Source organism: Sorangium sp. So ce385 (assembly GCF_051474135.1).
GTDB lineage: Bacteria > Myxococcota_A > Polyangia > Polyangiales > Polyangiaceae > Sorangium > Sorangium cellulosum_D.
Genome location: NZ_CP150337.1, coordinates 10,836,559 through 10,850,772 on the forward strand (window position 1 = coordinate 10,836,559; position 14,214 = coordinate 10,850,772).

Genomic DNA, 14,214 nt, shown 5'->3' on the forward strand with positions numbered 1-14,214 from the left:
ATGGAGGCGCCGCCATGAGCGCCTATGACGAGCAGATAGCGCGGCGGTATGCCCGCCGCGCGACCGCGGGAGGAGACGAGGCTGGAGACGCCGAGCGCCCCGCCTGCCGCGACACCCCACTGGAGGAGCTGTCGCCGCCCGATCTTGGATTGAGCTGGTTTCATAACGTTCCTCAGTAGAAAAGAAACTCGGTGCTCGTCACGACGGCGAGGCAGGACAGCGTCGCCCAGCCCGTCTCCGCCTCGGCGACGTCGGGCCCCTCCGCCAGGGCCTGCGCATGAAGCGACTCGAAGCCGTCGCGCTCACGCGGCGACGGCGGCCGCCCGAGCGCGGAGGCATAGAGCGCATCGAGGCTCGCCGCGCGGCCCCGAGAGGTCGCCACGTCGCGCCAGATCAGAGGATTTACCTCGCCGCCGGCCAGATCCCGCTCCGCGCGTCGACGGCAGGCTTGAAGGGCGAGGCGCTCGACGATGAGCGTCGTGCTCAGCCCGGTCGTGGGGGACGATTCGAAGATCTGGTTCCGATAGGGGTCGAGGCCGCCGAGCGCCACCGTGTGCACGCTCTCCGAGCAGGACATCGTGCCGAATTCATTGCACACCTCTTCCGGGTCGAGCTGGAGCGACTGCGCTAGGTCGTTGCGCAGGCGCGTCCCGCCTTTGAAGTGCACGCGGGCGTGCCGTGAAGCGTGTTGCGTCGCGGGAGCCGGCTCGCGCTCGGGGTCGTCGCCGGCGCACGACGCGGCAGAGACGGCCAGGACGAGCGAGAGCGGCTGCGCCGCGGCGAGGAGGAGCGTCGAAAGATTACGGTACACCGAAGGCCTCCGTGCGAACGAGGTCGCGCAACATGGGTTCGATCGCGAACGCGTGCTCGGTCCGGAATGCCTGGACCAGCGTGTCGAACGTGGCGAGCTCCGCGCCGGACGGCTCGGCGTGGAAGAACACCTGCCAGTAGTCAGAGACGCGGGAGCTCGCGAACTCCTGGCTGCTCGTCGCGACTTCGGCCCACTCGGTCAGCGAGCTCACGGGCTCCCCGAGCAGCATCCCTGCCTCTGGCATCGCGCTGACGCCCGGGAGCGAGGCTTCATAGGAGTCCTCGAGTCGGGTCGGCAGGTAACGGCCTTTTTCGTCCAAATTGGTGACGGTCACGCCGTCGTAGCGGCTGAACGGATAGCTGAGCGGATCGAGGGTCGAGTGGCAGCCGGCGCAGGTCGGGGCGGCGACGCCCTTGTAGTCGTAGTCGGCGGGCTCGCCGGGGACGGGTCGGAGGCCTTCGCCCAGCGCGATATCGAGGCCGAGGTAGGCTCGGTAGGCCTGGGCGGCGGCCGTGCGCGGCAGCGCCGTGAACATGTTGTTGAACAGCAGAAACCAACGTGTGGTCAGCATGCCGGCGCGGCGCTCGGTCGGCATTTTCTGCCTGCCCGGGAGCTCGTCGACCGGCTTGTACACCGAGCGCCCGTCGACGATCAAACGCTGGACATAGTAACGAGCATTCAGCAGATCGCGGCTATCGTGGCCATCGATCTGGGTATAGACGAAGAGGGCATAATCGGGGAAGTAGTCGAAGTCCTCTTCGCCGGTGTAGCGGCCGTCGGTGTTCTCTTCTGGCTCAGCGACGAAGATGGTGGGCCGGATCTTGGCGTGCGCGATGTTCCATACCACGCCGTCGCGCCCTCGCCAGAACTCGCTTTGCATGCAGGTGGTCAGCGCGTCGGCGACGGCATCCGGCTGCAGCTCGGGCGGGGTGTCGGCCATGGCCGCGAGCTCCGCTGGCGTCGGCGACCGACCGCACGCCTCGAGCGTGACCTTGCGCAGCGCATACCGACCGTCATAGCGGCACACGTCATAGGTCGCAGAGAACTCCGCGGGTCCGCAGGCCGCCTCGCTCGCCGGGGCGCTGGTCGCGTCTCCCGGGGACGTACCCGACGTGATCTCGTCGCTGTTGGATGCGCCGTCCTTGTCCGAGTCGCGATCCCCCACGGCAGCGAGCGCCTCGGGCAATGCGGCCGCGAACGTCTCGTCCGATGTCGACGGCTTCGAGAAGGCCGACCGCACATCGTCGCCATAAGCGTTCCAGGCGACAGGCGATTCGGTGCGGGTATGGCACAAGGAGCAATCGACACGGCTGGCCGCGCAGAGCCGGGCGTCAGGATAGCTCTCGCAGAATAGTTGAATCGCTGGAGGCCGGGCGGACGCGTCACCGACGCTGAGCAGCGCGGTGAGCACGACCGCCGTGGCGACCAAGCTCGGATGGCTAGGTCTCATGCGCTGAACGTTGGCTCGCCGGGGACACCGTGCCAGGACGCCAGACGTCAAAATGCGGACCGAATGCGCCAGTCGGTCCGGGAGCCGCCGACGCGCGCTGGCCTCGAGGCGCTACGATCCAGCGCTTGGCACGGAACGCAGCCTGCACGCCCGAAGCGCGCGGGCGGCGACGGGAGCGGCGCTCACGAGCCGGTGTCCTCGCGACCGTGCCGCAGGAGCTCCGAGGGCGTCCGGCCGGTTCGCCGCTTGAGCGCGCGGCGGAGAGAGCGCACGTCCGCGAAGCCGACGCGCTCGGCGACGTCCTTGAGGCAGCCGTCGGGGCGCTGGAGGAGCGCGATGGCCCACTCGCAGCGGACCTGATCGAGGAGTGTGGTGAACTGGACGCCAGCCTCGGCGAGGCGCCGCTGCAACGTGCGGCTCGTCGTCTTGAAGCCGCGCGCCACGTGGCCGATCGACGGCTTGGCGCCCTGCACGAGCGCGTCGCGCAGGCATCGCCGGACCGCGCCGGCGAGATCGACTCCTCCCATCGCCTCGAGCTGCGCATCCACCTGGCTGCGCATGTACGCCGCCAGGGCTGGATCCGCGTTGCAGTGCGCGAGATCGAGCGCGTACGCCGGGAGGACGAGCTCGGTCGTCGGCGCTCGGAAGCGCAGGTCGGTCGTCCCGAAGAGCGCTGCGTGCTCGGTGACGTCGACGGGCGCCGCGTGGCGGAAGCTCACCCAGCGGGCCCTGATCTGCGCGCCCGTGAAGCGGCGCAGCGTCAGGAGGCCGCCAGTGACGATCGTCTCGGCGAAATGGCGTAGCCACGCCGGCTCCGGCGGCTCGGGGCCGATACGGATGTGGAGCAGGCCGCTCTCGTCCACGTAAAACCTGGTCGTCGACCGCTTCGGGTTGAAGCGGTGAAGATAGTCGGTGCAGATCTCGAGCGCCTCGCGGACGTTCGTGAGGCTCATGCCGAGGACGCCGAGGATGCCAACGCTGGAGTTCGCCTCGAGCGCGAGGTGGAGGCCGAGGTTGTCGTCGTCGCTGGCGGCGCAGATCTCCTCGACGAGCGCGAGGGCGCCGTCGTGCGGGACGCGGGCCGTGATGCTGTCGACCGCGGCGCGACTGACGCCGTGGCGCGTGCACAGGTCGACGAGCGCGTCCTCGGACCAGCCGGTGCGCAAGGCGTGCCGCACGAAGGGGGAGAGTCGGATCGCGTTGATGGACCCCTCGGGGTGCAGCGGGGCGCCGCGCTTCGCTGCCCGTGCAGGGACGTCGATGGACGTCGCGCGGGCTCTCGGAGCCAAATCGCTCGACCCGTGCGGTCTCTCCATGGGCTTTCGGACGGCGTGTCGCAAGCTGTTCGACGAATGGCGCATCCAGGCCATCGAGGGTGCCACAGGGCTGTCCAGGAAGCAAGGTGCCGCACATTCCTGTCAATCGATCTCGAGATCTCGAGCCACGCAGGTCGAGGCCCTCTGTGCCAACGTCGGGTGAGACGAGCTCCCCGTCGAAGCTGGCCGCTCGCTGCGATAGCCATCAATCCGCTAGTATGTCCGGGGACGCGCCCCGCGAGCGCAGCAGCGAGTACGAATTGGGGCTCCACGGATCGAGGGGCAGGGACATGAATACGCGTCGCAAAGGCGACGCGAAACGGTACGCGAAGTACTGCTGCTTCAGCCTTCTGAACTCAGCCTCGGCTCGTGAGCTCGGATAGAACGTGCGCGTTCGAGTCGACGGATCTGCCTCGGAGTCAGCGAGCACGACCTCAGCCCATGGAAACAGGGCGAGCACGCCCTCGGCGAGGCCGCGAGACGCACAACCGGCTCTCATCTCCTCGAATGATATGCACCGCGGACGTTGGGATCAGGCGTGGGCCGTCAGGGTGGACGGATCCCAGAGCTTCGCGGCTCGTGGCAAGACCTCGAGGCCACTCCGCACCGCAGTGAGGCCACGGCCGGCGGAGCTCGCTCCAGCGAGCAGCCCGTCTCGGCAATCCGCCCCGGCGCCCGCCCGGCGCAGCGAACAGCCCGCCTCGACGCCCTCGGGCCGCGCGTCTACTCTCACGCAATGGGGTTCGTCGCCAGTCTCCTCATCGTCTACGGCGTCGCCGGGGTGGCGCTGGGCGCCGCGGTCGCGATCGCGATCGGGCGCTGCCTGCACCACCAGCGCCGCTCGCAGATCGCCGCGTATGCGCGGAGCCCTTCGGCCCCGCCCGAGGCGATGCGCGAGGGGTTCGCCCTGCTCCGCGGCGAGGTCGCCGCCGAGGACGCCGCGCCGGACGACGCGGTGATCGCGGTCGAGATCGCGCCGGGCGCGTGGCGCACCCAGGCGCGCGCGTTCTCGCTCCGGCTCCCCTCGGGCGCCGCGGTGCGCGTCGAGCCGGTGCGCGGCCGGCTGAACCTCGACACGACCTTCGTCCCGGCGAGCCGCGACGGCGTGCCCGTCTACGTGTCCGAGGTCCGCCCGGGCGACACCATCTACATCGCCGGCTCGGTGCGCCGCGAGATCGACCCGAGCGCCGCCGGCAAGGGGTACCGCGACGCCGCGAAGGCCTGGGTGCTCCGGGCGCCCACGTACGGCAACCTCTCCGTCTCCTCGGAGACGGTCATCGGCCACCACGCGCGGCGCGCGCGCTTCCACCGCGCCTGGGCGCTCGCGCTCGGCGCGGCGCTCGCGGCGCTGCACCTCGGCCTCTTCCGGGCGTTCCACGCGAGCGTCCTCCGCGACCTCGGCCTCGCCGGCGGCATCGGCGTCGACCCCGCCGGCGGCATCGGCGTCGGCCCGGCGGCGCTCGCGCTGTTCTTCGTCGGCGCCGCCGCGCTCGCCTACCGCACCCTGGCCGAGCAGACCTCTCCCTGGACCGAGCTCCGCGTCGAGCGCCCCAGGGCAGCGTAGAGCAAGGAGCCAACCATGATCACGCAGAGGGGCGACGAGGACGTGAGGGCCGAGAACGCGCGCCTGCGCGCCCGCATCGAGGAGCTGGAGCGCCGGCTCGGCGCCGCGGCGCCGTCGCTCGACGCGCAGGCCTCCGCGAGCGGGCCCCGCGTGCCGTTCGAGGCGCTCTTCGATCTGCTGCCGATGCCGATCTTCGTCTACCGCGCCGACGGGCTGCTGGCCGCGGTCAACGAGGCCTGCTGTACGTGGTTCAAAGCCAGGCGGGAGCACGTCGTCGGCAGGTTCAACCTCCTCCAGGACCCCGAGGCCGTGACGCAGGGGTTCACCGGGCCATTCCTGCGCGCGGTCGCCGGCGAGGTGGCCACGCTCCCGGCCACCCCGTACGAGATCCCCGGGAGCGGCGCGGCGGGGAAGGTTCGCCGCTGCTGGCTCGAGGTGACGTACCTGCCGCTCCGGGACGAGGCCGGGGCCAGGTACGTCGTCTCGCTGACGCGCGACGTCACGGCGCACAAGGAGGCCGAGGCGCAGCAGCGCCGGAGCGCCGCGCTGCTGGAGGCCATCATCGACAACGCCCCCCTGCTCATCTACGCGCGCGACACCGAGGGCCGCTACATGGTCGCGAACCGCCAGCTCGAGGCGGCGCTCGGCAGGCCACGGAGCGCGATCCTGGGCGTCGGCCCGCACGAGTTCCTGCCCACGGAGGTCGCGGATCGGTTCGACGCGCAGGACCGTGAGGCGCTCGTCGCCAGCGCGCCCATCACCCACGAGGACCGGCTGGACCTGCCCGACGGGGCGCACGTGTACTACACGACGAAGTTCGCGCTCCGCGACGAGGACGGCAAGGCCACGGGCACCTGCGGCATCTCGGCGGACATCACCGAGCGGGTGCGGGCCGAGCAGCAGAACCTGATGCTCCAGGAGCAGATGTTCCGCGTCCGCGAGGAGACGCTCCAGTCCATCGCCACGCCGCTCCTGCCCATCGCCGCCGGCGTGCTCGTCATGCCGCTCGTCGGCACGATGACCCGCGAGCGGGCCGATCGGGTGATCGAGGTGCTCCTCCACGGGATCTCGGCCCAGCAGGCCAGGATCGCGCTCCTCGACGTCACCGGCATGCCCGAGGCGGGGGCGGAGGTGATCGACGCGCTGGTCCGCGCCGCCCGGAGCGTGCGGCTCCTGGGCGCCGAGATCGTGATCACCGGGATCCGGCCGAGCGTGGCCCAGGCGCTCGTCGACGCCGCGACGGATCTCGGGGGCATCGTCACGAAGGGGACGCTGGAGCGGGGCGTCGCCTACGCGCTCTCCCGCCGCAGCGCCGGCGGCCGTCGCAGCGCCGGCGGCGCGTCGGGCTAGCGCCGCGCGCCGGAGCGCTCGTCCGCCGCGCCGCGCTCGCCGGCGGCGGGGCGCTATCGCCGGGGCCGCTCGCGCCGGCCGCGCACGCCGGCGCGGAGCCAGGCGGCGGCGCCGAGCGCCGCGGCGGCGAGCGGGACGCTCCACCCCGAGCCGCCGGCGCCGGGCGGCGCCACGCCGCAGGCGACCAGCTGTTCGTCCGCGCACTCCGGCGAGAACCCGTGAGGAGGGATGGGGTTGCACTCCTCCGTGGAGAGATCCCGAGGGGGGTAGATCTGGCAGATGCCCGCGATATCGTCCGCGTGCAGCGTCCGGAAGTTCATCGGATCCGACCTGTCGTACCGGTCGTGCATGGTCGCCTCCGGGCCGGCCAGGGTGTGATCGAGGCCCAGGAAATGGCCGGCCTCGTGCGTGACGACGGCGAGGAGATCCTCCCTCGGCGCCGCGGAGTCGTCCCCGACGGTGAAGTCGTAGAGATCGGTGTTGATCTCCATGTCGGCGCCCCAGAGATCACCGGTGTTCTTGTCGAACTGCACCGTCGTGAGCGCGAGCATCTCGGACCTGTGCCCGGCGGTCGCGAGCCAGTCCATATCGCGGAAGACGACCACGTTGGCGTTGCCCGGCACGAGGCCGTCGACGATCCTCGTCTTGCCGTCCCGCGCGTTCAGCTCCACCGCTCCGCAGCTCACGGGCCCGAGGTTCTGCACGCGGATGCCGGGGGACCTCCCCCCGTCGCAGGGCGCTTCCTGCCATGTCTTGAACGCGGCATCGAGCACGTCGGAGATCTCCTGGTAGGAGATCTCGCCCGACGCGTCCTCCTGGACGTTGAATCCGATGCAGCTGCTCGTCCAGCGGAGCGGCCTGCAATAGCCGACCGGCAGATCGTCCTGCAGACAGAGCTCCGAGACCTTGCAGGTGTTCGAGCGGCAGTAGGCCGAGGCCTGCTGCGCGGTCGCCAGCGCGGCGAGCGCGGCAGCCGCGCCGAGGCACCTCGCACTCTTCGTCGACATCGACTCCTCCACGATCCCTTGACCGTACCGCGACGGTACCAGCGCGCGAGGGGGGCGTGGGGATTTCGCGGCCGGCGCCCTTGCCGGCCGCGGGCCCGGCGCCATCCTGAGCACATGGGGCGTGCTCGTGGGTGAGGCGGGCGGCGGGGCGGACGCGGCCCCGGAGGGCGCGGCGCCGGCGCCGGGCGGGGCGGATGCGGCCCCGGGCGGGGCGGCGGCGCCGACCTTCCTGTGCGACGCGATGCTCGGCGGCCTGTCGCGCTGGCTGCGCGGCGCGGGGTACGACGCGACGTTCGAGCACGGAATCGACGACGGCGATCTCGTGCGGCTCGCGCAGCAGACCGGCCGGGTGCTGCTGAGCTCCGACGCGGGGGTGTTCGAGCGGCGCCCCCTGCGCACCGCGGCCGTGCGCGGGCTCTACGTGCCCCGCGGGCTGCGGCCGATGGAGCAGGCGGGCTTCGTGCTGCGCGAGCTCGGGCTGCCCGTGCGGGATCCGCGGTGCATGGCGTGCGGCGGCGCGCTCGCGGCCGCGCCGAAGGACACGGTGCGCGGCGCGGTGCCCGGGGTGGTGGCGGATCGCTACGACGAGTTCTGGCGCTGCGAGCGCTGCGGCAAGGTCCTGTGGAAGGGCAGCCACTGGGAGGGCATCGCCGCCGGCGTCGCGAGGGCCGCAGCCGGCGCGGGCGGCGAGGCAGGCGCGGGGAACGAGGCGGGCGCGGGGAACGAGGCCCGTGCCGCGCCGCCGGGAGGCCGCAAGCCCACGCCGTGACCGGAGCCGGCCGGCTGCGGCAACGTCGACGTCCCGAGCACCGCGAGCAGCCATCGCAGGCGGGTCTCCGCGCCGTCCGCTCGGGTATTGGCAAGCGCTGCTCCTGTGCTGTAAAATTTGAAATGCGGGCGGGGATGGGTGAGGGCGCGCCCGCGAGGTGCCGTGGTTCGGATCACAGGCAGCAAGGAGAAGTTCGCATGAGAGAGGTTCGCTCGATACCGTTCGTGCTGGCCGCTGCGTTGCTCGCGAGCGCCGCGCTCGCGGGCTGCGGCGGCGCGATGCGCTATGTGTCCCCGGGGACGTCGATGGCTCCCGACGCGAACGCGCTCATCGTGGCCGACGTCGATCGCAGCACGTCGACGACGCAGCTCAACCTGAAGGTCGAGCGTCTCCCCCCGCCCGATCGGTTCGGGGGCACGTCGTTCGTGGCCTGGGCGAAGCCCGAGGGCGACGACTGGCGGCGCGTCGGCGAGCTGAGCTACGACGCTGTGATGCAGCGGGGCGAGCTCTTCGGCGCGAGCATCTCGAAGACGGACTTCGATCTGGTCATCAGCGCCGAGGGGGACGAGTACACGATGGAGCCCTCGCCGGTCGTCGTCATCAGCCAGGACATCTCGGATTAGCCACACCGGCGCCGGGCGCCGCGGCGGCCTCGCTCCCCGCCAGCGGCCCGGCGGCCTCGCTCCCCGCCAGCGGCCCGGCGGCCCGACCGGCGCACGCTACAGGCACGTGTTGTCGACGACCACGCCGGTCGCCTGGATGCGCTCGGTCGCGGGCTCCCCGCCGAGCGTGACGGTGATATCCATGTCGATGACGCACGGGATGCCGGTGTTCGGCTCCGGCTCCCACGACAGGGTGCCAGCGGCGCCGGTCACGGGATAACGCCCCTCCGCGCTCGGCGTGCGCGGCTCCGTGCAATCGCGCATCTCGCCGGTGAGCGCCACGTCCAAGGCCCAGAGCTCCGGGAGCTCGACCCCGGCATAGCGTGGATCGCTCTCGGTCGGCCAGGTGAGGTAGAGCGTCAGGCACCGGTTCGCGGCCAGGTCGGCGTGGTGCACATAAACACGATCGCGCGCGCCGATCTCGTCATCCCCGCTGGCGCACGACGTGTCCTCCGACACGTTCATCCCGGCCGCGTGCGCCATGCACGCATTGCAATAAACGCGCTGTTCGCACCCGCAGACACCCGTGCATTCCTCGGGGCAGTCCCAGACGCTCGGCCGGGGGGCGCACACGCCCTGCGCCTCTCCGGGGCACGCATCGTCGGGCGAACGGAAACATTCCACGACAACGGACAGCGGCGTGTCGGGGGGCTGCGCACAACGCCGCTCCGTCGGCGCTCTCCGCGTGAGGCGCGATTCGACCCGGGTTGGGGTCCCCGCGCGCCGACCCGGGTTGCGGCCGCGGCCCCGCCGGCCTGACCCGGGTTGCGGTCCCCCGGCCTGACCTGGGTTGCGGTCCCCCGGCCTGACCTGGGTTGCGCCATCCCGACCCAGGTTGAGGTCCCGCGCGCGGCCCGACCCACGTCGCGGCCCGACCCAGGTTGAGGTCCCGCGGAGGTCCCGCGGCCCGACCCAGGTTGGGATCCCGCGGCCCGACCCAGGTTGCGCTCGGCCCGACCCGGGTTGTGGTCCCGCGCGCGGCCCGACCCAGGTTGCGCTCGGCCCGACCCGGGTCGTGGTCCCGCGCGCGGCCCGACCCAGGTTGGGGTCCCGCGGCCCGACCCACGACCCAGGTTGGGGTCCCGCGGCCCGACCCAGGTTGCGCTCGGCCCGACCCGGGTTGGGGTCCCCACCCGGCTCGACCCGGGTTGCGGTCCCCGCCTCGACCCGGGTTGCGGTCCCCAGCCCCGACCCAGGTTGCGGTCCCTCGGCCCGACCCAGGTTGGGGTTCCCGCCCAGCCCGACCCAGGTTGGGGTTCCCGGGGTTCCCGCCCAGCCCGACCCAGGTTGGGGTCCCCGGTTTCCGATCCCCCGGTTCGCGCAACCCAACCCAGGTTGGGGTTCCCCAGCCCGCCCCAGGTTGAGGTCCCGCACCGACTCCCCAACCCAGGTTGAGGTCCCGCGACGCGATGCGCGGTTGCGCTCGGGCTTGCCGCTCCGGCGCGCGTGAGGCAAGGAGCACCCGCGGGGTGGGGTCGCAGCGCACGCGGCGCCTCGGCTCCGCGCCCAATCACGCTGACCGCGAGCCTATGACAACCCCCCGAATCACGATCGCCGGCTTCGACATCGAATGGAACCTGAACGACGGCATCAACCTGTGGGCTGGAATGCCTACCCTGAGCATGTGGATCCCGAGCTCGGTGGCCGGCCTGATGTCGGGCATGGTGGCGATGGTGGGGGTCGAGCGCTTCAATCTGTGTCTCCAGCTCGGCGGACGGCAGAGCGTCGATGGCGACTGGTCCATCATCAACACGCAATCGACGTTCGAGGAGGGCTTCGGTCGGCTCAGCGAGATCTGCAGCCCGGCCGGCTGGGGGCGATGGGAGCTCGTCGCGGTCGACCGCGAGCGCCGTGAGGCCCGGTATCGCACCTTCAACAACTGGGAGTCGATCTACCAGCGCGCGCTCGGGGTCGTCTGGGGGAGCTCGATGACGGCCGGCAAGCTGGCCGGCATCACCGAGCGCCTGTTCGGGGTCCCTTGCTGGGCCGAGCAGACCGCGTTCGTGACGCAGGGCGCGCAGTACGACGAGTTCGTCGTCCGTCCGACCGACGAGACCGTCGAGGCCCGCCTGGCCGCGCTCCTCGAGACCGATCGGGCCACGAGCTCGGATCTCGCGGTCGCGCTGGCCACGCTCAAGAAGGAGGTCGCCGAGCGGGAGCGGACCGAGCTCGCGCTCCGCGAGAAGCTCCAGCTCATCCAGCAGCAGGAGACGGCGCTCTCCACGATGGTCGCGCCGATCATCCAGGTGTGGGACGGCGTGCTCACCGTGCCCGTCATGGGGGGTCTCGACAGCCAGCGCGCGTCCGCGCTGATGGAGCGCCTGCTCGGCGCGATCGTCGACAGCCAGACGCGCCACGTCATCCTGGACCTGACCGCGGTCGACGCGGTGGATACGGGCACCGCCGATCACCTGATCCGCATCGTGCGCGCGGTGGAGCTCCTCGGCGCCCGCGTGGTGGTGACCGGCATCCGCCCCGCGGTGGCGCAGACCGTCGTCTCGCTCGGCATGGACCTCGAGCGGATCGTCACGCTGCGCAACCTGCAGGAGGGCCTCAAGGCGTGCATGGCCCCAGGAAACGGCGCCTCCCCCGGCCCGAGCGCCCCGTGAAGCGCCGCTCGTCTCGCGGGACGGGCGCTCCCTCGCGCGACCTGACCATCTCCTGAACGAGCCACTTCCTGCCGACACCGGCCCTCGGAGCGGCCCCCATCACGCCACAGCCCGCTGGAGCGCTCCGCGCGTCTTCTTTCCAGGTGAACGCCCCCTCCCCGGGTGCTTCACTGGACGGCATGTCGATCATCCAGCGTGGCTTCGATCGGTCGGTCGTCGTCCGTGGCGCCGACGCCGAGGTCGTCGGCGCCCCCACCGCGCGGGTCCAGCTCCTCGCGGACAGCAGCGCGACGGGCGGAGCCCTCTCCACCGTACGTGTGACGCTCGCGAAGGACGCCGACGGCGCGCGGCCACACCGCCACGACGGCTCGGCCGAGATGTTCTACGTGCTCGACGGCGCCGTGCAGGTCCTCTCGGGGAGCGACATCGTGACGGCCGAGAAGGGCGACCTCCTCGTGGTCCCGCCCCGCGTCGCCCACGCGTTCGCCGCCGCCCGCGGCAAGAGCGCTGAGCTCTTGATCGTCATCACCCCAGGCGTCGAGCGCTTCGAGTACTTCCGCAAGCTCACGCGCATCTCCCGTGGCGAGGAGCCGCCCGAGACCCTGCGCGACGTGCAGGAGCTCTACGATACGTATTTTCTGAGCAGCCCCGAATGGGACACGGCGCGCCGATGACCGCGCCGCCCAATTAATCGATATGTCCCTGGGCGACTCGGTCGTCTGGCCATCGTCGAGCTCGGCAGCGACGGCGGCCAGCCGGCCGCGGCGCATTGACCGGCGTGGGTGGAGCTGGTAGCCCCGTTGGCAGGGCCGCGCGCCCGCGCTGCGCGCCGCCGCGGCGCCGACACGCCCTCGGAGGTCCACGCATGTTCCGCAAGACGCTCGCCGCTGCTCTCCCGCTCGCGCTCGCGCTCTCCGCCGCCCCCCGCGACGGCGCCGCCTCCAACTACCCGCCGAGCTACGATTATTGCGGGCCCACCGCGACGGTGCACACCGGCCCCTTCGAGCTCATCCAGGATCCGGTGCGGACCGACGCCGCCAAGCTGACGGTGGCCTACCGCGGCTACCTGCGCGCCTATTATCCCGATCACGAGATCAACCTCTATGTCCGGCTGAACGGCAGCGACGCCTTCCTCCCGGCGAGCGCGGGCGCGCACGGCGACGCCTACGTCCTCGTCAGCAACGCGCCCCGCGACTGCGCGTGGTGCTCGCCGCCGCCCGACGGCGCGGGCCAGCGCCTCTGCGGCGGCGCGCCGCTCCCGCCCTCGTCGAGCGGCACCTGGGTCTGCAACGAGCCGACCGCCGTCGAGGAGGACCTCTTCTTCTGGGCCTACGATTCGTACGGCCGCATGAACGCCTGGGACATCGAGGTGGCCGCCGAGTCCCACGGCCTCTGGGACAGCAACCTCGGAGCGAACTACGCCGCGCGCTTCGAGGCCCGATCGAGCTGTTTCTGAGCGCGGCGAGTCGATTCGAGTCGAGGCACGAACATGGCAGGATCGTTGAAGCTCGTCCCGGCGGCCGGGGCGGGCTGAGCCCTCCGCGCTCCCGCAGGCCTCAGGCGACGCTGCGCGCGGGCCCGGACGCGGGCGCGGCGCCGTACCCGTAGGCGGCGCGGTAGCGCTCGTACCGGTCGAGGAGCTCGCTCGTGGTCTTGGGCATCGGCACGCGGGCGCGCGTGATGTACGAGATCACGTTCTTGCCGCGGACGATCAGCTCGGCGCCGCGGGCCGCTTGCTCCCGCTCGGCGGGCGAGGCGTCCGCGCCGAGCACCGGCTGGAAGGCGGCGAGCCTCTCCGCCGACACGACGAACGACGTCCAGACCTCGAAGATCTCGGCGTCGGTGCGCAGCGTCTCGCACTTGACCTTGGCCGCGTGCGCGAGCTCGCAGGCCAGGCGGTCCAGCCCGGCGAACATCGGCTGGCCCCCGAAGGTGTCGATCATCGCGTCGCGGATGCCGTCGATGGCCTTCATGCTCTGCGCGATCTTCACGTACCGGCTGTTGTAGAACGCCTCGACCGGGAACGAGAACGCCTTGAACGGCTCGCCCCACAGCTCGTCGAGCCCCTCCTCCCCGCTGCGGTGGAGCACCATCTTTCCGAGCGTCAGCGCCTCGAGGAGGTGCTCTCCACACTCGCGCATGAGGGCGTTGTCGGGCTCGATGGTGACGCCGAGCTCCTGGATCTCGACCAGCTTGGTGAAGATGTCCGCCGCGCGATTGAAGATCGCGCCGGCGAGCATGGCGCCTTTGACGCGCTTGCGCTGCGGGTCGGTCTCGGACTCGAAGGCGCGCCGCGCCTCGTCCAGCCGCTTTCCCGGCACGTTGATGCCGTGCTCGACATGGTTGAACAGCCGCCGCGTCAGCGCCTCGATGAGGCGCTTCTTCGCGAGCAGCGTGTCGGCCGGCGCCTCGTACGCCTTGATCCAGTAGCCGTAATAGTAGACCCGCAGCTGGCCGTCGATGATCTGCTTCTTCCCGAGCGGTATCGCGCTGTCCATGGCCCGCCTCCGATCGGCTGCCAGGCGTCGCCCCTGCGCCGGAAGCGCGGGGATGCGTGCCCGTGCGAGATGCGCGTAGCATGGGCGCGCGGCCGCCCGCAAGGCGCGAGCGACGCGATCCAACAGCGTCGTCCGCCGGAAACCGGGACTTCACCGACAGGAAAGACAGAGGTTCGCG

General features: G+C 71.6%; 14 protein-coding genes. 8 read left to right on the top strand and 6 right to left on the bottom strand.

Annotation, left to right across the window (positions count from 1 at the left end; all coding sequences use genetic code 11):
• Positions 1-14: 14 nt before the first annotated feature.
• A complete protein-coding gene (locus WME83_RS39615; protein ID WP_437314891.1) occupies positions 15-179 on the top strand; it encodes a hypothetical protein in 165 nt (54 codons plus the stop codon).
• On the opposite strand, the gene WME83_RS39620 is transcribed toward WME83_RS39615, so the two are convergent.
• The 3 genes from WME83_RS39620 to WME83_RS39630 all read right to left on the bottom strand — a co-directional run bounded on the left by WME83_RS39620 (position 173) and on the right by WME83_RS39630 (position 3,577).
• Complete coding sequence (locus WME83_RS39620; protein ID WP_437314892.1) at positions 173-811, bottom strand: hypothetical protein; 639 nt, start codon at positions 809-811, stop codon at positions 173-175. The genes WME83_RS39615 and WME83_RS39620 overlap by 7 nt on opposite strands.
• The gene (locus tag WME83_RS39625; RefSeq protein ID WP_437314893.1) at positions 801-2,261 is read right to left on the bottom strand and encodes a hypothetical protein; all 1,461 of its coding nucleotides are present in this window, start codon (positions 2,259-2,261) and stop codon (positions 801-803) included. Before WME83_RS39625 ends, WME83_RS39620 begins: the two co-directional genes overlap by 11 nt.
• Positions 2,262-2,443: 182 nt before the next feature.
• A complete protein-coding gene (locus WME83_RS39630; RefSeq protein WP_437314894.1) occupies positions 2,444-3,577 on the bottom strand; it encodes an AraC family transcriptional regulator ligand-binding domain-containing protein in 1,134 nt (377 codons plus the stop codon).
• A 736-nt stretch (positions 3,578-4,313) separates the two neighbouring features.
• Between WME83_RS39630 and WME83_RS39635 the strand changes: the two genes are divergently transcribed.
• Both WME83_RS39635 and WME83_RS39640 read left to right on the top strand, forming a co-directional pair.
• Positions 4,314-5,141, top strand: coding sequence for a hypothetical protein (locus WME83_RS39635; RefSeq protein ID WP_437314895.1), 828 nt, complete (start codon positions 4,314-4,316; stop codon positions 5,139-5,141).
• A 15-nt stretch (positions 5,142-5,156) separates the two neighbouring features.
• Complete coding sequence (locus tag WME83_RS39640) at positions 5,157-6,491, top strand: PAS domain-containing protein (protein ID WP_437314896.1); 1,335 nt, start codon at positions 5,157-5,159, stop codon at positions 6,489-6,491.
• 53 nt (positions 6,492-6,544) lie between these two features.
• On the opposite strand, the gene WME83_RS39645 is transcribed toward WME83_RS39640, so the two are convergent.
• Positions 6,545-7,498 (bottom strand): matrixin family metalloprotease, encoded by a 954-nt coding sequence (locus WME83_RS39645; RefSeq protein ID WP_437314897.1) that lies wholly within the window; start codon positions 7,496-7,498, stop codon positions 6,545-6,547.
• Positions 7,499-7,619: 121 nt separating this feature from the next.
• Here WME83_RS39645 and WME83_RS39650 point away from each other — a divergent pair, with 121 nt between their 5' ends.
• Entirely contained in the window at positions 7,620-8,267 is a 648-nt protein-coding gene (locus WME83_RS39650; protein ID WP_437314898.1) for a Mut7-C RNAse domain-containing protein, read from the top strand.
• A 197-nt stretch (positions 8,268-8,464) separates the two neighbouring features.
• Positions 8,465-8,890, top strand: coding sequence for a hypothetical protein (locus tag WME83_RS39655; RefSeq protein WP_437314899.1), 426 nt, complete (start codon positions 8,465-8,467; stop codon positions 8,888-8,890).
• A 96-nt stretch (positions 8,891-8,986) separates the two neighbouring features.
• On the opposite strand, the gene WME83_RS39660 is transcribed toward WME83_RS39655, so the two are convergent.
• A complete protein-coding gene (locus tag WME83_RS39660) occupies positions 8,987-9,412 on the bottom strand; it encodes a hypothetical protein (protein ID WP_437314900.1) in 426 nt (141 codons plus the stop codon).
• A gap of 1,046 nt (positions 9,413-10,458) precedes the next feature.
• Here WME83_RS39660 and WME83_RS39665 point away from each other — a divergent pair.
• The 3 genes from WME83_RS39665 (at position 10,459) to WME83_RS39675 (ending at position 12,994) form a co-directional block, all read left to right on the top strand.
• Entirely contained in the window at positions 10,459-11,538 is a 1,080-nt protein-coding gene (locus tag WME83_RS39665; RefSeq protein WP_437314901.1) for an STAS domain-containing protein, read from the top strand.
• 179 nt (positions 11,539-11,717) lie between these two features.
• Complete coding sequence (locus WME83_RS39670; RefSeq protein WP_437314902.1) at positions 11,718-12,212, top strand: cupin domain-containing protein; 495 nt, start codon at positions 11,718-11,720, stop codon at positions 12,210-12,212.
• A gap of 191 nt (positions 12,213-12,403) precedes the next feature.
• Positions 12,404-12,994 carry a hypothetical protein gene (locus WME83_RS39675; protein ID WP_437314903.1) on the top strand — a complete coding sequence of 197 codons (591 nt, stop codon included), beginning with the start codon at positions 12,404-12,406 and terminating at the stop codon, positions 12,992-12,994.
• Positions 12,995-13,094: 100 nt separating this feature from the next.
• Here the strand turns inward: WME83_RS39675 and WME83_RS39680 are convergent, their stop codons facing one another.
• Complete coding sequence (locus WME83_RS39680; RefSeq protein ID WP_437314904.1) at positions 13,095-14,036, bottom strand: hypothetical protein; 942 nt, start codon at positions 14,034-14,036, stop codon at positions 13,095-13,097.
• Positions 14,037-14,214: the final 178 nt, after the last annotated feature.